At 48.8% G+C, this 19,867-nt stretch carries 20 protein-coding genes; 7 read left to right on the forward strand and 13 right to left on the reverse strand.

The annotated features are described in order from the left end of the window. The first annotated feature begins 2 nt into the window (after positions 1-2). On the forward strand, positions 3-1,253 hold the full coding sequence (locus IV40_RS05310; protein ID WP_057769345.1) for a hydroxymethylglutaryl-CoA reductase, degradative: 1,251 nt from the start codon (positions 3-5) through the stop codon (positions 1,251-1,253). Positions 1,254-1,278: 25 nt separating this feature from the next. Next, positions 1,279-2,499, forward strand: coding sequence for a hydroxymethylglutaryl-CoA synthase (locus IV40_RS05315; RefSeq protein ID WP_057769346.1), 1,221 nt, complete (start codon positions 1,279-1,281; stop codon positions 2,497-2,499). A gap of 158 nt (positions 2,500-2,657) precedes the next feature. On the opposite strand, the gene IV40_RS05320 is transcribed toward IV40_RS05315, so the two are convergent. The 10 genes from IV40_RS05320 to IV40_RS05365 form a co-directional block, all read right to left on the reverse strand. Further along, on the reverse strand, positions 2,658-2,897 hold the full coding sequence (locus tag IV40_RS05320) for a helix-turn-helix domain-containing protein (protein WP_057769347.1): 240 nt from the start codon (positions 2,895-2,897) through the stop codon (positions 2,658-2,660). Between the two features lie 362 nt (positions 2,898-3,259). Continuing rightward, the gene (locus tag IV40_RS05325; protein ID WP_057769348.1) at positions 3,260-4,636 is read right to left on the reverse strand and encodes a DHA2 family efflux MFS transporter permease subunit; all 1,377 of its coding nucleotides are present in this window, start codon (positions 4,634-4,636) and stop codon (positions 3,260-3,262) included. Between the two features lie 3 nt (positions 4,637-4,639). Beyond that, on the reverse strand, positions 4,640-6,028 hold the full coding sequence (locus tag IV40_RS05330) for a DHA2 family efflux MFS transporter permease subunit (RefSeq protein WP_057769349.1): 1,389 nt from the start codon (positions 6,026-6,028) through the stop codon (positions 4,640-4,642). Beyond that, positions 6,025-6,465: a MarR family winged helix-turn-helix transcriptional regulator gene (locus tag IV40_RS05335; RefSeq protein ID WP_057769350.1), complete on the reverse strand. Its 441-nt coding sequence runs from the start codon at positions 6,463-6,465 to the stop codon at positions 6,025-6,027. Before IV40_RS05335 ends, IV40_RS05330 begins: the two co-directional genes overlap by 4 nt. A gap of 264 nt (positions 6,466-6,729) precedes the next feature. Continuing rightward, entirely contained in the window at positions 6,730-8,004 is a 1,275-nt protein-coding gene (locus IV40_RS05340) for a PH domain-containing protein (protein WP_057769351.1), read from the reverse strand. Between the two features lie 80 nt (positions 8,005-8,084). After that, the gene (locus IV40_RS05345) at positions 8,085-8,468 is read right to left on the reverse strand and encodes a GntR family transcriptional regulator (protein ID WP_057769352.1); all 384 of its coding nucleotides are present in this window, start codon (positions 8,466-8,468) and stop codon (positions 8,085-8,087) included. A 106-nt stretch (positions 8,469-8,574) separates the two neighbouring features. Beyond that, on the reverse strand, positions 8,575-9,063 hold the full coding sequence (locus tag IV40_RS05350; protein WP_057769353.1) for a nucleoside 2-deoxyribosyltransferase: 489 nt from the start codon (positions 9,061-9,063) through the stop codon (positions 8,575-8,577). A 2-nt stretch (positions 9,064-9,065) separates the two neighbouring features. Continuing rightward, complete coding sequence (locus IV40_RS05355) at positions 9,066-9,947, reverse strand: alpha/beta hydrolase (RefSeq protein ID WP_057769354.1); 882 nt, start codon at positions 9,945-9,947, stop codon at positions 9,066-9,068. 65 nt (positions 9,948-10,012) lie between these two features. Further along, the gene (locus IV40_RS05360; protein WP_057769355.1) at positions 10,013-10,849 is read right to left on the reverse strand and encodes an alpha/beta hydrolase; all 837 of its coding nucleotides are present in this window, start codon (positions 10,847-10,849) and stop codon (positions 10,013-10,015) included. 87 nt (positions 10,850-10,936) lie between these two features. Further along, entirely contained in the window at positions 10,937-12,358 is a 1,422-nt protein-coding gene (locus IV40_RS05365; protein ID WP_057769356.1) for a C69 family dipeptidase, read from the reverse strand. Between the two features lie 86 nt (positions 12,359-12,444). On the opposite strand from IV40_RS05365, the gene IV40_RS05370 reads away from it, so the two are divergent. After that, complete coding sequence (locus tag IV40_RS05370) at positions 12,445-13,110, forward strand: HD domain-containing protein (protein ID WP_057769479.1); 666 nt, start codon at positions 12,445-12,447, stop codon at positions 13,108-13,110. Between the two features lie 150 nt (positions 13,111-13,260). Here the strand turns inward: IV40_RS05370 and IV40_RS05375 are convergent, their stop codons facing one another. Continuing rightward, positions 13,261-13,860 carry an NAD(P)H-dependent oxidoreductase gene (locus IV40_RS05375; protein WP_057769480.1) on the reverse strand — a complete coding sequence of 200 codons (600 nt, stop codon included), beginning with the start codon at positions 13,858-13,860 and terminating at the stop codon, positions 13,261-13,263. A 97-nt stretch (positions 13,861-13,957) separates the two neighbouring features. Between IV40_RS05375 and IV40_RS05380 the strand changes: the two genes are divergently transcribed. Then, positions 13,958-14,464, forward strand: coding sequence for a MarR family winged helix-turn-helix transcriptional regulator (locus IV40_RS05380; protein ID WP_057769357.1), 507 nt, complete (start codon positions 13,958-13,960; stop codon positions 14,462-14,464). Positions 14,465-14,485: 21 nt separating this feature from the next. Here the strand turns inward: IV40_RS05380 and rlmD are convergent, their stop codons facing one another. Then, the gene (gene rlmD / locus IV40_RS05385; RefSeq protein WP_057769358.1) at positions 14,486-15,862 is read right to left on the reverse strand and encodes a 23S rRNA (uracil(1939)-C(5))-methyltransferase RlmD; all 1,377 of its coding nucleotides are present in this window, start codon (positions 15,860-15,862) and stop codon (positions 14,486-14,488) included. Positions 15,863-15,956: 94 nt separating this feature from the next. Here rlmD and IV40_RS05390 point away from each other — a divergent pair, with 94 nt between their 5' ends. After that, positions 15,957-16,328: a hypothetical protein gene (locus tag IV40_RS05390; protein WP_156404239.1), complete on the forward strand. Its 372-nt coding sequence runs from the start codon at positions 15,957-15,959 to the stop codon at positions 16,326-16,328. Between the two features lie 25 nt (positions 16,329-16,353). Here the strand turns inward: IV40_RS05390 and IV40_RS05395 are convergent, their stop codons facing one another. After that, positions 16,354-17,868, reverse strand: coding sequence for a helix-turn-helix domain-containing protein (locus IV40_RS05395; RefSeq protein WP_057769360.1), 1,515 nt, complete (start codon positions 17,866-17,868; stop codon positions 16,354-16,356). 58 nt (positions 17,869-17,926) lie between these two features. Between IV40_RS05395 and recX the strand changes: the two genes are divergently transcribed. Next, positions 17,927-18,739 carry a recombination regulator RecX gene (gene recX, locus IV40_RS05400; RefSeq protein ID WP_057769361.1) on the forward strand — a complete coding sequence of 271 codons (813 nt, stop codon included), beginning with the start codon at positions 17,927-17,929 and terminating at the stop codon, positions 18,737-18,739. After that, a complete protein-coding gene (gene mutY / locus IV40_RS05405; protein ID WP_057769362.1) occupies positions 18,729-19,817 on the forward strand; it encodes an A/G-specific adenine glycosylase in 1,089 nt (362 codons plus the stop codon). Before recX ends, mutY begins: the two co-directional genes overlap by 11 nt. Positions 19,818-19,867 lie beyond the last annotated feature (50 nt).

The following is a 19,867-nucleotide window of genomic DNA, read 5'->3' on the forward strand; positions in this document are numbered from 1 at the left end:
AAATGGCAAAATTTTATCAAATGAGCCGTGAACAGCGGCTGCAAGAATTGCAAAAGGCCGGCTATCTGAACGAACGAGGCCGTGCCTTTCTGGAAAATAATCAGCCGATTCCGAATGAGGTCGCTGATGGGATGATTGAAAATCAGATTGGCCAGTTTACCCTGCCGATGGGCGTGGCTCAGCATTTTGTGGTCAATGGCACCAAGTATTGGGTGCCGATGGTCACAGAGGAACCGTCTGTCATCGCCGCTGCCGGCAATGGCGCTCGGATGGCCTTTATGAACGGCGGTATCAAAGCCGATGCCCAGTGGCCCCGTGCCATGATCGGCGAAATCGTTTGGGAAAATGTGCCAGACGTGACTGGGGCCGCTGAACGCTTGAAACAGCATGCGGCCGACATTAAGGCGATTGCGGATGCGGCTCATCCATCGATTGTCAAACGGGGCGGCGGTTTGCGCAGTCAGGAAGTCGTCATTGTCGACGGCCGTTATTTGAAACTGCAATTGGCCATCGATACCCAAGAAGCGATGGGTGCCAACATGGTCGACACAATCTGTGAAGCAGTCGCCAAAGCCGTTCAGCCGTGGGTCAACGGCGAATTATTATTTGCAGTATTGTCGAATGATGCTGACCAGGCGCTGGTCACGGCAACGATGAGCTTGGATCCGATGACGATTGCCACCAAACAGATGGATGGAACCACAATTGCCGAAAAAATCGTTTCAATCACTGCTTTTGCCGAACAGGATGTTTATCGGGCAGCGACACACAATAAAGGCATTATGAATGGCGTCGATGCCGTCGTTTTAGCAATGGGCAATGATTGGCGGGCCATCGAAGCCGGTGCGCACAGTTATGCTAGTCGTGACGGTCATTATCGGCCGCTGTCGAATTGGCAGATGCAGGACGGCAAATTAGTCGGCACTTTGACGATGCCGATGCCAATCGGCAGTGTCGGCGGGGCCACCCATTTATTGCCGGTTGTCCGCATCAACCGCAAAATTGTTAAAATCAATTCAGCCAAAGTTTTAGCTGAATTGATTGCTGGCGTCGGGTTAGCTCAGAATCTAGCCGCTTTAAGGGCCTTAGTGTCGAGCGGCATTCAAGCCGGACATATGGCTTTGCAGGCAACTTCACTGGCCATTACCGCTGGAGCCAAAGGGGACGATATTCCGAAGGTCGCCGCCAAATTACAACAGGTCGGCCGGATGGATCTAGCCACAGCCAAGCATATTTTAAAACACTTACGTTAAAATTATCAAAGGATGGGATATAATCGTGAAAATTGGGATTGATCAGATCGGGCTCTTTACGCCTGGTCAGTACGTTGATTTGGTCGAGGTTGCACAAGCACGGGGCGTTGATCCGAATAAGTTTACGATCGGAATCGGCCAGGACCGGCAAAGCGTTCCAGGTCTGACACAGGACGCTGTGACAATGGCTGCCAATGCAGCGCTGGATTTCTTGACGGCTGAGGAACGGGACCAAGTCGAACTGATTATTTTAGGCACCGAAAGCGGCGTTGATAATTCAAAGGCTGGTGCTTTGTACGTTCAGCATCTGTTGGGTTTGAACCAATGGAGCCGGGCTTTTGAAATCAAGGAAGCCTGCTACGGTGCAACGGCTGGCCTGCAGATGGCGGCTGACTTTGTCGCTGCCCATCCGGATAAAAAGGCCTTGGTTTTTGGCTCCGACATTGCCCGTTACGGCTTAGCCACTGGCGGTGAAGTTACGCAGGGCGCCGGTGCGGTGGCCATGTTGATCAGTGCTAATCCCCGTATTCTGGCCCTTAACAACGATAGTGTCTATCGCAGCCAGAGTATCCAGGATTTCTGGCGGCCGGTTTATTCCGACATTGCCTTTGCTCGTGGCCATTACTCTACCAACCAATACATCGATTTCTTCCAGAAAGTCTGGGCCAAGTACCGTGAGGAAACTGGCCATACATTGGATGACTTCAAAGCCTTGTGCTTCCATTTGCCATACACGAAGCAGGGCCTGAAAGCACTCCGGAAAATTCTGCCCGAAACGAATGTCGATCATCAGCAGAGCTTATTGCACTACTATGATGAAAGTATTCAATATACGCGTCAAATTGGGAATATTTATACTGGTTCGCTTTACTTAGGCTTGCTTTCCTTATTGGAAACCAGCACGTCATTAGCCGCCGGCGATACCATTGGTTTGTTCAGTTATGGTTCCGGAGCCGAAGGGGAATTCTATTCCGCCGAACTCCAGCCTGGTTTTGAAGAACAGCTGCATGGCGAGACGCATCAGCAGATGCTGGCGAACCGCCGTCAGCTGAGTGTGCCTGAATACGAAAAAGTCTTTTCGGAAGAATTGCCGACTGATGGCAGTGCGTACAAGGCCGACACATCCAATGAAAAGGCCCGTTTCTACTTAGCCGGTATTAAGAACCATGAACGTCAATATCGAGATCATTTACGGGGCAACGAAGACGCCGGAGCCGAATCCGCACCCGACGAACCGATTGCTTAATCGAACCGTTTTAGCGATAACCGAATAAAAGCGTCTTTGCAATGATTTGCAGAGACGCTTTTTTTGGCTGCCATTAAGGTTCAGGATAAAAAAGCAGCGCTAATATTCCATATGGATTATCAAAACCAACATCAAAAAGTGCATCCCGTCCTGCTCATTTAACGGCTTCGGAAGCGGAAACCGCTCCGGAAATAAGCGGTTGTCCGGTTGAGGTCGATGTTAAGGTAATCGGCCACTGCGAAGAGCTGGTTATTCGACACATTGTAGTTGTGTTCGATCCGAGAGATGACGCCCTGATTGATTTTGATGTGATAATTATTGGCAACTACTTGCGAAAGTTCTGCCATCGTCATCCGTTTATTCTGACGGGCGCTTCTGACTTGTGTGCCAAAATCCATATGCAACCAGTCCTTTTTTTAGTTCATAAGTTAATAGTGTGGCATTTTCGGCTCGCAAGCAAGCATAAAATACCGCCTGATATAAATTGATGCCCACCTATTTATTTCATATGGAATGAAATTATCAGCCAATTAGGTATTGAAACGTAAAAGAATATGAGCGAGAATAATACATATGGAATATAAAAAATATTCCCTTTTTTCATAACAGCTGAATCGTCTGCTGTGCTGAGTGACGACGGCTGATGTGATTCCGAAAGTTCTCCAGCATGATAGTACTTAAAAAATCGCGTGCATAACGCTGCAACCTCAAAAAAGGGGCCTCTTCCAGAAATGGAAGAGGCCCCTTTGGTGTTCGTTGATCATTTTGCCAGCTTAAAGCTGTAATGATAGAGAACGAAATTGAGGAAGGCTAGGATAACCAAGAAAATAAAGCCGTTTTGCGTCCCAGCAGCGGTCCGAACAGCTTCGGTCTTGCCCGCAGCAGAGGTCATAAAACTGGCCATGATGCTGGTCCCAATCGAGCCGCCGAATTGCTGGAGGGTATTCAGGACAGCGTTAGCATCGGCCTGATGCTGACGAGGCACATTGTTGATTGCATTGGTGAGGGTATTTTCAAAGGCCATTGAGCGGCCGAATGAAAAGACCAAATATAAAATGACGATCATCAAGGGTGACAAGTGCAGACTCAAGAGGGCAAATCCGACTAAGGCAATCGTATAAATCGTATTCCCGGTCAAAATGGGTTTCTTCGGACCGTAAGTATCCAGCAGATGTCCGAAGTAGGGACCCATCAAACCAGCGACCAGGCTGCCAGGCAGGAGAATCATGCCGCTGATCAGCGACGTCGAATGATCGACCAGCTGAGCGTAGTTCGGCAGCATGAAACTGCCGCCGATGTTGGTCAACTGAATGATAAAGTAGGCGGTCAGGCTCAAAGAGAAAGCCGGAATTTTGAAAACAGAAATATCGACCAGCATCCGATGGGTACGATTCGAAGTGTAGACGAAGGCGAGCACGGCGATGATTGCCACGACCATGAAGAGGTCAAAACGAACGTTGAACCAGCCGAGTGTGCTGACGGTGTTGAAGCCCAGTGTCAAACTGATGAAAAAGACGGCCAGAATGAACAGCCGCAGCCAGTCGAATTGCGGTTTCGTCGTTTCAGAAACTTGGGTAATCGTGTTCAAACCCATGAAGAGGGCGATAATCATCAGTGGCAGGACGATCCAGAAAATCCAGCGCCAGCCTAAGTAGTAGACGACGACCCCGCCGAATGTGGGCCCGAATGCCGGTGCTAAGGCTAAAATCATTCCACCGACGCCCATATACGTCCCACGAACAGCCTTAGGAGCCTGTTCAAGGATGATATTGAACATCAGGGGTAAAGTCAAGCCCGTCCCGATTGCCTGGATGAGACGGCCGATCAGCAGCATGACAAAGCTGCCGGCAGTTCCGCAGACAATGGTTCCGATGACAAAGAAACAAACGGATGTAATAAAGATGTGACGCTCCTTATAGCGTGCCTTAATGTAGGCAGAACAAACGATCACAAGCGCAACTGTCAGTAAATAAGCAGTTGTAATCCATTGAATCGTTCCTAAAGTGACATGGAACTCTTTGATCATCGTCGGAAATGTCACGTTCATAGATGTTTCGATTAAAATTCCGACAAAAGAGAGCAAAGCAGCCGACAAAATGGCGGCGAGTGCTTTGCGAGAAATTTTCTCTTGGCCCATAAATTAGGCCTCCTTAGGTTTCAGTTTAAATGCATAATGATAAAAAATGAAATTCAGGCAGATTAAAACGAAGAAGAAGATAAACGCATGCTGAGTCCCGCTTGCTGTTCGTGCGGCAGTCGTTGCACCGCTGCCGGAAGCTAAAAAGCTGGATGCAATGGCTGTCCCGATTGAACCGCCGAACTGCTGCAAAGTGTTGAAAATCGCATTCGCATCAGCTTCGTATTGAATCGGAACTTGGCCCAAGGCAAATGTCATCGTGTTGGCAAAGGACATCGACATCCCAATCGCAAAGACGATGTACATCAGCATAATCATCATTGGCGACATGTGCAGACTGAAGGCGATGAAGGCGATCAGAGCGATTGCAAAGATCGTATTCCCCCAAGTGATTGGTCGCTTGGGACCCAAGTCATCGAGCATTTTCCCAAATAACGGGTTCAGCATGCCGGCCAGCAAACTCCCAGGCAGCAAGATCAGCCCGCTGATTAAGGTCGTCGAATGATCGACTAACTGTGCATAGTTCGGCAAAATGAAGTTGGAGCCGATGTTGGTGAACTGGATTAGGAAATAGGCGATCAGGCTTAATGTGAAGACGGGCAGGGTAAATACCTTGATGTTGACCAGCATCCGATCGGAGTGCTGCGAAGCGGCGATGAAGGCCCAAGTGGCCAGGGCAAAGACGACCAGACTGAATAAAAATTCAAAGTTGAGCCAGCCGAGTGTGCCGACGGTGTTGAAGCCTAAGGTCAGGCTGACGAGCATGACAGTCAATAAGGCCAGTCGCAGCCAATCGAATTTCGGATGCGACAGCTTGGTAACTTGGTCAATCGAGAACCACCCTAAGAACAGGGCCACGATCATAAAGGGCAACACAATCCAGAAAATATCACGCCAGCCTAAGAAATAGACGACGATTCCGCCGAATGTCGGGCCGAGTGCTGGGGCCATTGAAACGATCAGGCCACCCAGACCCATGAATAAGCCCCGCCGTGACAGCGGTGCCCGTTCGAGGATGATGTTGAATAACAGCGGTAAGACGATCCCAGTTCCGCCAGCTTGAACGAGCCGGCCGAACAGCAAAATCCAGAAATTCGGTGCTAGGGCACAGATTAAATCACCGATGACGGCGAAAATAACTCCAGTGACGAAGATGTTCTTTTCTTTGAAACGCATTTTGATGTAGGCTGAGCAGATAATGACCAGCGAGACCATCAAGAGGTAGCCTGTCCCGACCCATTGAGCGACTGACAGGGTAATGTGGAATTGTTTAATCAGTGTTGGGAATGTGACGTTCATCGACGTTTCGATCAAAATCCCGACGAATGACATCAGTGCGGCCGCTAAAATGGCAACGAGATCTTTTTTGGACATGGTTTGGTTCTGATTCATTTTGTTCCTTCTTCCTTTTGTGCAGATGCAAGCGCCTTGTTCAGCAAATGCTCCAATTGTTCCTGTTCGGAGTCATTCAACCCTGCAAAGAGCTTGTCGTAAATTTGGTTGACGATCGGGAGAATCTTTTGGCACAGCTCCGCCGCCTTATCGGTGGGATAAATCTGGCTCGCCCGTTTGTCGTTCGGATTCGGCGAACGGGTGATGATGCCCTTATCGATCAGCTTGGCGACGGCCCGAGTGACCGTACTATGGTCGAGCGACATTTTTTTCGTCAGATCATCTTGCGAGATACCGGGATTGTCCAACAGAATAAAAATAAAGAAAAAATTGCTATCGTTTAATCCAAACGGCTTTAAACGCCGGTTCAATTCACGACGAATGATGCGATTCATGGCTAAACCGCTTCGCAACGGGTCATAAAAGCTGAATTCCACTAAAAGTTCACTCCGATCTTTTAATAATATGTGCAACGACACCTAATTTATTTAAACACTTTCAGAAAATTTGTCAAATGGAAAATGAATGATATCTGGCAAACCCTTTTTCAAAATGGGTAGTAAAAGGAAGTAAACCGACCCATTAAAAAAAGTGTTTCTGAAAGCTGAACCAAACCAAGTCCAGATGAATTCCTCATGCAAGACGACGCCATTAAAAAAACGGCTGTAACAAGTTTAGGTTTTGTTACAACCGTTTTTGTTTTAGACACGATTTTTAAGAATCGTATACGTTAATTTCGTTTCGGAACTCGAAGTGCCCGTATAATAATAATCCGTTTTGGCGGTGCTGAGTTCGATGACCGGACTATTATGGCGGACATAAAGATAGGCATCACGTTTGCCGATGCGGTAATGACCAAGCCGATAGTGAGTTGTTGCAACCCCATTGACTCGGACACCGTTCGGCAGCTGCTTGAGCAGTTTGATCTGCTTAACTTGAGTGTACGGCACTTTTTTGGTAGCTGTCAAGGGGGCCTGCAAGGTTATTTCGTCGGCACCGGCATTGAGAGAGATGGCCTGCTGGTTGAAATCAGCCCGAAACAGCTGACTGCCAACGATTACGAGCACACCGGCCAAGACCAGCAGCAGCAGTCCTAAAATGACTTTGCCCAGCGGCCGGCCGATATTGATACTGACATTGCCGCCGACCCGGTTGGGCACATTCAGACGTGGATCGTTGGGATTGTCGTAGATTCCGTAACGCCAATAATAATCGGCACTATCTGGCTGAAAAGTCTGAGTGTGAGCCAATTCGGCATCTTCGGTATTGCGCAAGCGCCAGAAACTGAAGAAGACCCAAGCAATGAACAGAAATAGCACCAGCAAATAACCGAGCACTACGATTTGTGCCAGTTCGGGTGCAATACTGATACTGAGTGCTACCATGCCAGGAATCAGGCTGACAACGGTGGCACCGGCGACAAACTGCAGCGACCAAGTGTGACGCCAAGCATTATTGAGGCGGCGGTTGACGGCGGTATCTTCCGTCAGCGAACGGGGCGGCTGCTGCTGGATGACGTAATAAAGCCCGATAAACACGGCCAGTGTTGCGACGGCGAGCAGGCCGACAAAGAGCCGGCTGGTTGGGATCATTCGGCCCAGCCACCACCAGCCGCCGACTGCGAGCAATACGGCTGGCAGGAAGGCAAAGGGCGGCAGCAAACCCTGATTCGGGTCGATCAATAGTTGGGTATCCACGACAATCGTATCGTCGGGGTCGGCTAGCCAGCCTTGCTTGTTTTTGACGGCGGTCATCTTGCGGATGAAATGGACTTCAAGGGAAAAATTAGTTCCAATTGCAACGACTAGGAGCAGCATCAGCCAGATGAAATTGAGCGAATCATAAGTGATCCATAACATCGGCAGGCCCGCTGCACATAGCAGGAGCGTCGCAATTACAATGGCACGGCGATAAGCATGCACCACGACTTGGACCAGCGGACTGTTCAACTTCTCAGCCGGTAAAGTAGTTTCCAAAATAATGTTCTGATGGGGTCGTGACTGAATCAGCAGGCCGGCCGCAAAACAAAGGGCGACGGCGACCCAGATAAAGTAGATTAGTACGATGATGAAGACCTCTTTTCAAAAAGTGATTGCACAATTTTTTCAAATTCTGCGACGGTGAGCGATTGCAGTTTGGCTTGGGCGACTAGCGGTTCTAATGCAGCGGTCAGCTGGGCCAAAAAATGATCGTTTTTCGGCAGTGTGGCCGCAACATGAGTGCCGTTGCGGCGGTCGCTGACCAGATAGCCTTCTTTTTTCAAGTGGGCGTAACTTTTGGAGACCGTCATCGGATTGACCTGCAATTGGGCCGCTAGCTGCCGCACTGTTGGCAGCTGCTCGTGCGGCTGCAGCTGGCCGTCAGCAAGCGCCAGCAAAATCTGATCGTGGATCTGTTCATGGAGCGGCACGTCACTATTCAAGTGAATATGCAATAACATCGCAATTGCCTCCTCTTTGTATCATTTGTATTATAACTCGTTATACAAAGAAAACAAGCAAAAACCCATCGCCGGTTCACATGCGATGGGTTTTATGCTGCGTTCCTTATGCTTCTTGATTGGTGACGAATTGGTGGACCAGTTGCAGGAGCTGTTCTGTACCATTGACGACTTCGCCGTTCATTTTGATGAGACCGACGGGGTAGAGGTTGATGTACGAAAACTGATTTTCGGCGACCTCACGGAGGGCGCGTAATTTCTGCGGATTGTCGTAGCCGAGCTGGCGGCTATCGGTATATAAACCATAAATCGGAATGTGCTTGGCATAAGCAACCCCGACTTCAGCGGCCACACCGGCATCGATGGTTGAACCGTCGAGAACGGCGACCATCAGATCGCTGCTTAATAATTCGGCCGTGTCGCCTTGCGCAATGTCTTTCGCGTTGGCGTAATTATTCTTATCGTTGATGGCGGCATTTTCCTGCGGCAGGTAAATATCGACATCGGGATTCTGCTGCCGCATTGCGGCGACGAGCCGTTCATTGAAATCAAAATCGGCTTGTGAAAAGAGGGAATTACCAAAATAAATTTTCATTTTTACTGCCCCTTGTAGTTGAGATTTTTATGCCAGATAAATTTGATGACGGCTTTGTCGACAGCGGCATTTTCATGGAGCTTGGTGTGATAAGCATTGGCACCGGTGAATTCCTTCACTTGATAGCTCTTGGTTTCGCCCCGCAGCAAATACTTGAGCGACAAAGCGGAAGCATTGGTGACTTGTCCGTCAGAATTCGTGCCGTCATTCAGATTGCCATATAAATTGAGGACTTTGACGCCTTTAGGGAAACCTTTGCGGAGGCTTTCAAGTTCGGTGTAGGACGGATAGTCGGCACTTTCGACAACCACACTTGGTTTGCCGTTTTTATCCAATTTAGTGGTATTAGCTGTGTCGCCCATGCCTAAGACGCCGTCAAAAGGACCAGCGATTGTCACGAGCTTCTTCAATTTCGGAGTGGCTTTCTTGCGTCCGTTTTTCATGGCGTTTTCGACGGTCGCCACACAGCCAGCCGAGTGACAGACGGCGTTGTAAGTTGTGTAATGGTACTTTTTCTTCATCGAGACCAACACATTTTGAATCCATTGGGCTTGTGTATCGACGGGCATCGTGTTTTCGGTCAGAACAACCTGAATAATTGGATGCTTGACCTTTTTGATGTTGACGCCGGCCGTTTCGGTCCAAGCAACATTTCCGCTCGCATCGACGGTCGCAGTGGCGATTTTAGTGCCGGCTTTGGCATCGTCCTGCGCAATGACAATCATGCTGTTCATCGAAGCAGCCGACCCCTTGAAACCATGGATGTAGAGAGTCGGGGTGATGGTCTTTTTTTTAGCGGCCTGAACTGGCGCCGCTAAAAGGACACTGCCGACCAAGACGGCGGCAAATAGGAGCAAAAAACGAGTGAGTGACTTTGAATGCATTCCGAGACCTTCTTTGAGAGTTTTCTTAATCTAAGTGTACAGAAAGAAATTTACTGAAACAAGGGTCATTTCCCCCAGAGAAATTGAATGACAGCATGATCGACGGTTGAATTCTCATGGAGCTGGCTGTGCTGAGCGTGTTTGCCGGTGATTTCCTTTTCCTGATAACTGGCCGTTTTGTCCCGCAACAAGTACTGCAATGAACGGGCGGAAACCGTTGAAACATCGCCGTCGGAATTGCTGCCGTCCTCTTGATTGCCATAAATGTTTAAGATTTTGACATGATGCGGAAAATTCTGGCGTTTCGACAGTAAATCGGCATAGGTCGTGTAAATATGTTTCGGCCGGCCGTCTTTTTCAAAATAATTCGTATTCGGTTTGTCGTTGACGAAGGTAATCCCATCGAAAGGACCGGCAATCGTCACGAGCTTGTTCAGCTTTGGAACGTGGCGATTATTGGCACTCGTAACGGCGTAATCGATCAAATCGACGGACCCATTCGAATGGCCGACGCCGTTGAACGTTCGGACGTGATATTTGGTATAGAGCTGTTCCAAGATTGCAGTCAGCCATTTCGTGTTCTGGTCAACGGGTGCCTTGCTGTTCTGAAAGGCAACTTGCACGATGGGATTATCAGCTTTATTGGACCAGCGGCCATGCCAGGTGATACGGCCGGTTTTGGAAACATCAGCGACGAGCGCTTTTGTGGCCGCATGAGCGTCGACGGCAGCATTGATCATGTGATTGGTCGAACGGACCGAGCCACCGTAACCATGAACGTAGAGTGTCGTCGTCCGGCTCGCCGTGTATTTTTTCATATTGATCGTCTGAGCACTGCACGCCGCCAGCATCAGCAGCCATAAACACAGGAAGCCCAAACCCCATTTTGTTATCTTTTTCATCATTCGACCTTCTTTGTCATTATTATAGAGGCTTTCCGCAAATTTACCGCATAAAAAGACCGCCTCCGAAGGGGAGACGGCTGTTTTTTACAGGTCTTCGTTGCCATTGAAATGGAGCGTCATGTGGTTGTTAGCCAAACGGACCAGATCGGCAAAGAGTGCACGTGTTTTTTGGGTCGCTGCACTTGCCGTTTGGGCGTTTTGTGCGGTTAAGAAACCAGTGACCTCTTTTTTAGCCACTTTAGTGACAGCTAAGTCAGTTTGCTGAATGCTGCGGCTTAACGTTTCAAAGGTATCCTGCTGATAGTCTGTGATGAGCGTCTGACTGGCGGCGTAATGCGCTTCGGCTAAAACGCCGATTGTCCGATTGAGCCAGTACATATTGTTGATGTTGACATGGGCCGTCGTATTGCGATAGTTGTCCGGCGTGTCTTCACAGTTGGCGTAGAACGGCACCATCGTGTTGTAGACGTTGACACCTAAGGCTAGCCAATGAATGGCTGCAAATTCAGCCGGCAGGTCGCTGCGGATTTCCAGTACGTGCATTTCCTGATTGCGATCGAGCCCGATTGGCCGGAACTGTTTCTTCTGCACGGCTGTCCCATGACCATAGGGATCATACGGCGTGTCCTGATAGTGCGAGCTCAAAACTGTCTTCACATCATCGGCACCGAGTTTCTGGTCTGGGGTGCGAGTGAATGCCATTTGCTCTGAGAATGGATCGTTTTCGGGCTCAGCGGGCGAGAAAAGATTGTGACCATACCAGACACGAGGCGTATTGTAATGACGATCGGATTCATCATGTGTCCCGAAAATCTGGCGGAAATTGAAGCCTTTTTTGGCCGGATTGAGATGATTCTTTTTTACAAATTTTTTCAAATCAGTCGCCGTCAAAAAATCATCCGGTTTATTAAAATCGATTTCCTGAATACTGAGCTGATTGGCGACAACGGCATATTGACCATCGGGAATCCGCTGTGCTGCCCAATGATGTCCGCCAGCCGTCTCCAGATACCAGACTTCATCGGCATCAGAAAAGGCGACTCCGTTCGTTTCGGCCGTCCCGTATTTTTCGATGATAGCCCCCAGCCGTTCGACACCTTCCTTCGCAGAATGAATGAACGGCAGGACCACACTGACCATGGCATCTTCGGCAATGCCATTGGCAACCAGCGGATCAACGGCTAGGACACGGCGATTTGAAAAGGCTGATTCGGAGGCACTCATGGCGACATTTTCTGAATTGATGCCGTCTTCGGCAAAATCGCCGTACTGCGGGTCGGCATCCGGTGTTGCTGTATAACGTAGGGCGTTTTCCGGCAGGTCAATCTGAAAATCATTCCCTTTAGAACGATAATGCTGGGCTTTGGCGTGAGCCGGAATCACGACGAAGCGTTTCGGATTGACGGCGGCGCCAAAATCTTCGTTACGGGCAATCATGGTGCTGTGATGCAAACTGGCTTTTTTACCGACCAGAACGGTGGTACAACTGCTATGTGCTGATTTCATCTGTGAAGACCCCTTTTTTTATTGGGAAAACTATTTCATAATGTCATTATAAAACAATCACTACATAAGGGGCGGATAAGATGGAAATGAGTTTACAAGAGGAACAAATTGTCACCGAAACGGCCGAATTGGTCCACGAAAAATTAGGCAGCGACCGGAGCGGTCATGATTACCAGCATATTCAAAGAGTGGTGACAATGGCCAAAGTCATTGCCACCAATGAGGCCGATGCGAACAAAATCGACTTTTTTGTCGTCAACATGGCTGCCTATCTCCACGACATGGCGGACGACAAACTGAACGATGACGTGAAAACGGCCCAAGAACGTGTTCGGGAGTGGCTCGATCAGAAGCATGTCCCTGCTGGCAAACAGGCCGATATTCTGGATATTATTCAGCATATGTCCTTTTCCGACAATCTCGAACATCATTATCTCCTGTCGTTAGAAGGGCAGATCGTTCAGGATGCCGATCGGCTCGATGCGATTGGTGCCGTCGGAATCGGGCGTGCCTTTTATTATGGCGGGCACCATGGCGACCCAATCTATGACCCTGAAATCAAACCCCGCATGCACATGACCAAGGAAATGTATCGCAGCCAGTCGACCGTCATCAACCATTTTCAGGAAAAACTGCTGAAACTCGTCGACCAGCTCAACACGCCCACTGCCAAGCAAATCGGCGCGCACCGGCAAAAATATATGCAGGACTTCCTTAAAGAATTTAAAAATGAATGGGAAGGAAACTGTTAGAGCGTGAGAAGGCACGGGGTGACGATAAGGATTAACGGAACTTTGACCACAAATCCTTGGTCTTGAGGATTGTGGTCAAAGTAAGTTAACCGCAATTGTCGGTGTCTTCGAACGCGTTTAAGTAAATACTGCAGCCAGCACATTACAAAATCACTTCGCTTGCAGTACTTTATCAACTCGTTTCAAACTAGCAATCCGTTTAGCTTCTGACTGGCGTTCGGGCGTGAAATTAAGCCATTTGAAGTGTTTCATGCCCAGCTTTTTGAAGGTGCCCCGATAGAGAGCGTTGACGACTGGCTGGCGGAAATACAGTTTGTAAAGCGGCGTCGGGGTGCCTGCGACCGTAAAGACGTCGATCTGCGGACGTTTGGCCAATAAAACTTTGGGATGGGTCGAAACGAGTTTTCCCTTTGCAAAGACTTTATCGATGAATCCCTTCATCATCGCCGGCATCAATTCCCACCAAACGGGGAAAATGAAGATGAGACGGTCGGCGTTATTGATGCGCTCGTAATAATCATCGGCTTGGGGACTGATTGAACGGCGCATCCGCCAATTGGTCAGGTCCTCCTGATGCATGACGGGGTCGAACTGGTCGGCGTCAAGGTCGATCACATCGACAGAATCGCCATTGGCTTCGAGAAATTCTTGGGTGTGTTTGGCCAAAGCAGCACTATAGCTCCGAAAATGGGGAATGTTGTTGCTGGCAGCCATGGTATAGGGATGGTCAAAAATGATTACAGTTTTCATAGTTATCTGAGCTTTCATTGATTATTTCTTCCTTGGAATATATAATCAGAATACTACCTTTTAATGATTTGTCAAATTAAATTCCGAGGAATATAAAATGAAAAATGTCAAAAAAAATTTACGTCAAGAATTGCATCGTTATCGCAATCATCGTTTGAATCAATCTGCGTTTACAGCCCTTGCAAAGACAGCACCGCAACTGACCGACTCACAGCGGCAGGCGATGACGAAACTGTCGGTGAATGAACTGCATGTTTTAACGGCTTTAGACCAGCCGGAAGAACAACGTGGTGCCGATTTAGTTTCCCAACTGGATTTGACGCAGGGGGCCATTTCAAAACTGGTGACCCGGCTGACGAAACAAAAGTTATTGGAAAAATATCATCAGCCTGATAACCGTCGGGATACGTATCTCCGGTTGACGCCATTTGGAAAAGAAGTTGCCGCCGCCCATGCACATTATCATCAGGTTCAGGATGTGGCCACAAAAAAATATATGAATCAGTTCAGTAAAGAGGAACTTGCGACCGTGACTCGTTTTCTGCAAGGACTGAATGATTTGAATGATTCATGGAATGACGTCAATCAAAAAGGATCGGAATAACATTCCGATCCTTTTTGATTGCTATTTGTGCACTAATTTAACTAAGGCTTCGACACGAGCTGTCTGAGGGAACATATCGATTGGCTGAATAAAGTCGACTCGATAATCCTGTGAGAGCTGGACGAGGTCACGCGCCAATGTGGAAGGGTTGCAGGAAACGTACACAAATTTACGAGGCTGCGATTTTAAAATGGTGTCGATTAAAGAACGATCGAGCCCAGTACGGGGCGGATCGACGACCAAAGCATCCATTTGGAAACCTTCTTTGAGCCATTGCGGCAGCAGGACTTCGGCGCTGCCGACTTCATAACGGGCATTCAGAACGCCGTTCAGCTGGGCGTTTTTCTGCGCATCGGCGATTGACTCTGGCGTTGTATCCATTCCCCGTACTTCTTTAGCGTCATGCGCCAGGCTGAGGCCGATCGTGCCGACTCCGCAATAAGCGTCGACCAGATTTTCATCCGGCGTCAGATCGAGTGCATCGCTGACCAGTTCGTAGAGACGGGCGGTCTGAGCTGGATTCATCTGGAAGAAGGCACGTGCTGATAGTTCGAAGGTAATGCCGTTTAATTTTTCGGTAATTGTTTCCTTGCCGGCCAGCAATTTGGTTTCGGTCCCCCAAATGAGTGAGGTTTCACCAGGATTGAAATTCTGAAGGACGGAAACGACTTGTGGCAGTTGTGCATGGATGGCGGCCAGCAAATCCCGTTTACGGGGCAGCTTTTTCGAATTGGTAATGAAGGTCAGCTGGAGTTCGCCAGTGGCTTGTGATTCCCGCACGACTAAAGTTTTTAAAATACCGCTGTGTGCCTGTTCGTTATAGATTGGCATCCCCAAGTCAGTCAGAATCGGCAGCAAGGTCCGAATCACATGGAGTGTGCCTGGCATCTGGGTCGCAAACGACGGCAGGTCGACGAGGTCATGGCTATGTTCCTTATATAAGCCGGCGCTGAGATGGCCGTCTTGTTCACGGACTTGAAACTGCGCTTTGTTCCGGTAGCCGTATGGGTCATCCATGCCCATGGTTGGCAGAATTTTGATATCGCCGTAATGGTCAGGCCGGAATTTCTGCAGGGCTTGAATAATGACGTCCCGTTTGAATCGTAATTGGGCTGGGTAGGCTAAATCTTCGAGTTCGATGCCGCCGACTTGGCCGAATTCTGAATTACGTGGCTGGACGCGTTCCTTGCTGGCTTTACGGATGCGGTGGACTTTGCCCCGCAGGAATCGTTCCGCAACATCGGTGATTTCAGCAACGATTTCCTCATGCGGCAGGGCGCCAGGCACAAAAACGATTTTATGCTGATAATAACCGATTCCTTCGCCATTGATGCCGAGCCGTTTGATTGAAAGGGGCAGACGCTGGCCGACGTGGACCGTAGATTGAACTGGTTTCATAAATAAATGACCTCGTTTTCTGAGAATGGAATGATTTCTAAAAAAGGTCGCGTCAAAGGAGTGGAAACGGTATAATTAACGCGAGGTGAAAAATTTGCTAACGATATCTTTTTCGAGTCGTGCTCGCAATGCGAAAGTGACTCTGTATGAAAATAAAAAAGTCTTAACGACTTTAAAGTCAGGCGAAAGTTACGAACTGGATCCGAAAACGATGCAGAATGTGACTTATCGGGTCGGAATCGGACGTTCCGGCAAGGTGCCATTGAATTCACAGTCACCGCTGCGGATTGAATCCAATCCCGAAGTCGAACTGGTTTACATGGGCTTGCTGGCCATGATGGTGGCTTTGCTGTTCATTTATATGAAGCACACGCCGGCGTGGGTTTATGGCGTGATTGTTGTATTTGCGCTCTTCTATCTAGGCGCCAAATATTTCTACGGGTACCGTATCCGACCGATTCATTAAAAAAGACTGTAACCAATTTTTTGGTTCAGTCTTTTTTCGTCAATTGCTGAATCTGCTTATCGTCGTAAATGTGACGGAGCTGCATATACAAGCTTAAAAATTCGGTATCCGTTGCTTCCAGCGGCCAGTAAAGAAAATGACCAAGGTCGGCGAAGTTTTGTTTGGCGTCTTCAGATAACAGCAGTTTCGCATCCAAACGTGAAAAAGAACTGATGACAACTTCGGCATGTGTTTTCAGGTCATTTGTCGGCACAATGTCGATGAATGAGACATCACGGAGGAAAATCAGCAAATCCCGATACGGCAGCGATTCACTTTCCATGATGACCCGGACCGTCAAATGGTCGCTTGGGTCAAGCCGGCTCAAATACGGCCATACGATGTAGGCAATGCTGCTGGGCAGCGTCGGATAATGTTTGAAGACGGAGGCCGGACTGTCAGGCTCAAGGTGGTCAATAAATTGGTCGACTTCGGCCACAATCCGATCTTCGGCCCGCTGATCTTCCAAGAAGTCCAGCCGCCGCACCATGTCGCCATGGAGCGCATAATGCGCATAGACGGTTTGGTACAGATTGCGCATCAAAGAGGATTGCTCACGCAGGGCCGCACTGGCCGGCACTGCGGCCCAGAAATAAGCCATCATATCGGTACAGAAAACCCGAACCGGATTCGGTGTCTCGTTGAGGCGATCGATCATTTTCTGTTCGCCGTCAGTATTGCCAGGGTGCAGTGAAATGAAGAAGAACTGTGCAAAACAGTAGTATTCAAATTCCCGGCGCCAATCTTCCGGTGTCAGCGTTGGAAAAGCCGCTTTGAAAAAGGTATCATGCGGATAATGATTTGGTGCAATCAGTTTCAAGCGGGAATCATCAGTAATCAGATGGCCTTGCTTGATTCGCTGCGCTTGAACGGCGATTAGTGAAACATCTTCCCGATGTTTCGCCAAGTTGTGCGGGTCTTTGTCAAACGGGTTGCCAAGCGAATGCTGGTACAGTTCTTCCCCACGTGCTTCGGAAATGTGGTCAAGGGCCCAGCCGTTGCCATGATAAACTAACAAATAAAAAATGACAATCATCAGCCGAATCAAGGACTCATCGCCCTGCAATTCCGGTTTGGCCAGCGAAATTTTAAGATGATGGGCCGCCAAATAATCCCCAAATGGCTTGATGCGGCGGCGCAAGGTCGACTGGCTGATCGCATACTGGTTGCAGAAGGCTTCGACGTCGACTTTTCCATCTTGAAAGGCCGTATTAAAGAAGGCATAGGCCGCCGAATGCTGAAGCAGGTCCAGCCGATAATTATCAGAGGAAACGTTTGCCGCCAGAACGGTAAATTCATCTGAGTCGGCCAGATTAGGCTGGCAGCGTTTCAGGTCTAATAAAAGATCATGAAAGCTGCGGTAAGCCTGCTGATAGCTCAGTCCCGTTTCCTGACTGACTTCATTGATGGAAACGCGTTTCGGAAGTGCGGCACTCATATACTTAAAAATCTGCAGCCGTTGAAAGGCCGATTTATCCAAAAAGTAGGATTCAAGTTGCATGACAACCTCCTGTTGCGTAAATTATAACATGAAACGCTTTACAAAGAGAAAGGCAAAAATGACAAAATCAGAAATCACAAAAATCACGACCCAGAAACAAAAAGGGCGTTATAACATCTTTGTCGATGACGAATATGCGTTTTCGGTCGGAGAATCCGTCCTGATTCGTTACCGGCTGGCAAAAGGCCTTGAAGTGACGCCGGAACTGCGCAAGCAGCTTGAGGATGCCGATCACTTCAGCCGTGCTTACCAGCTGGCTTTGCATTATTTGGAACATCAGCTGCGGACACGTTGGGAAATTCAGAAGTATCTCCGTGACCACGAAGTCAGTCCAGCTTATCAGAAACAGATTCTCTATCAGTTAGCAGAAATGGGCTATGTCGACGACCTGCATTATGCCAAGAGTTATGTCCGTACCGCCGCCAACACGAGTACCAAAGGACCGACTGTCATCCGGCGTAAGCTCCGTGAAAAGGGCGTCAAAGACGATGTAATCGACGCTGCGATGCAGGAGTTTCAATCCGATAAACGGCGTGAAAATGGCCTCAAACTGGCACAAAAACTGGCCAAACGCTACCATCGGCGTTCGTTTGTCGATCAGAAACGGCGGGTCAAACAGGGTCTGATGACCAATGGCTTTTCCGGTGATGACGCTACTGCCATTATGGAAAAACTGGACTTGGAACGTGATGAAAACGCTGAAGATTCGGCACTGGCAACGGAAGGCGAGAAAGTGTATCGCCGTTATGCACGGCGTTATGAAGGTCGCGAACGGGACCAGAAAATTAAACAGGCTTTGTATCGAAAAGGTTTTACGTTAGGTGATATTAACTCGTTTTTAGCACAAAAGGAAGACCAAAATGACAATTGATGTGAATGCGTTCCAAACTGATTTTCGTAATTGGTATCAAACCCACAAACGTGATTTGCCTTGGCGGCGGGACCAGGAGCCGTACCATGTCTGGTTATCGGAAATTATGCTCCAGCAGACACGAGTGGATACCGTTATTCCGTATTATGAAAAATTTTTAAAATTATTTCCGACGGTGCAGGATCTGGCCAATGCCCCTGAAGACCAGCTGATGAAGGCTTGGGAAGGACTGGGCTATTATTCACGGGCCCGTAACTTGCAGAAGGCTGCTCGTCAAATCGTTCAGGATTATAACGGCGAGTGGCCGACAACGGCCAAAGAATTGCAGAATCTAGCCGGTGTGGGGCCATATACCGCCGCTGCAATTGCCAGTATCAGCTTCAATGAAAAAATTCCAGCGATTGACGGCAATGCGTTTCGAGTTTTCAGCCGTTTATTTGAGATTAAAGCCGACATTGCCGACCCGAAATCGCGCCAGGTTTTTGCCGCTGCAATTCTGCCGCTGATGCCGGATGCTGCACCTGGTGATTTTAATCAGGCCGTGATGGACCTGGGTTCCATGATTGCAACGCCGAAGGAACCTGACATTGCCCACGACCCGTTACGGAAGTATTCGCTTAGTTATGCGGATGGGACGTGGATGGATTATCCAGTTAAAACGAAGCAGAAAAAGCCGAAACCAGTGTCGTTAGTTGGAATCGTCATCCAAAATGAGTCAGGCGCGTTTTTGCTGCAGCGGCGCGACCACAAAGGCGTGCTGGCCGATCTGTTTACCTTCCCGCTGCTAGCCGAAACGGAGCCGTTGGATGCGGCAGCTCAGGGCCGATTGATTCAGGCTGAGTTCAAAGAAAGCTACAATTTGATGCTAGCTGATTTGAAGCCTTTGGGCGGCAAACCCGTCCGGCACACGTTTACGCATCTGAAGTGGACGATCGATTTATGGACGGCGCAATTGCCGTCAGACGCCGACCTAAGTTATTTTCCCGGTGAATGGGTCGCTCCATCAGAAAGCGACCGTTTTCCAGTGCCGACGGTCCAGAAAAAAATGATGAAACGTTATTTAGCGACCGTTTCCTAGACGCCTGAGACGGGAAATCAGCCGTCCTTTTTCCATAGGCAAAGCCAGCT

This window comes from Lactobacillus selangorensis, from assembly GCF_001437205.1.
GTDB lineage: Bacteria > Bacillota > Bacilli > Lactobacillales > Lactobacillaceae > Paralactobacillus > Paralactobacillus selangorensis.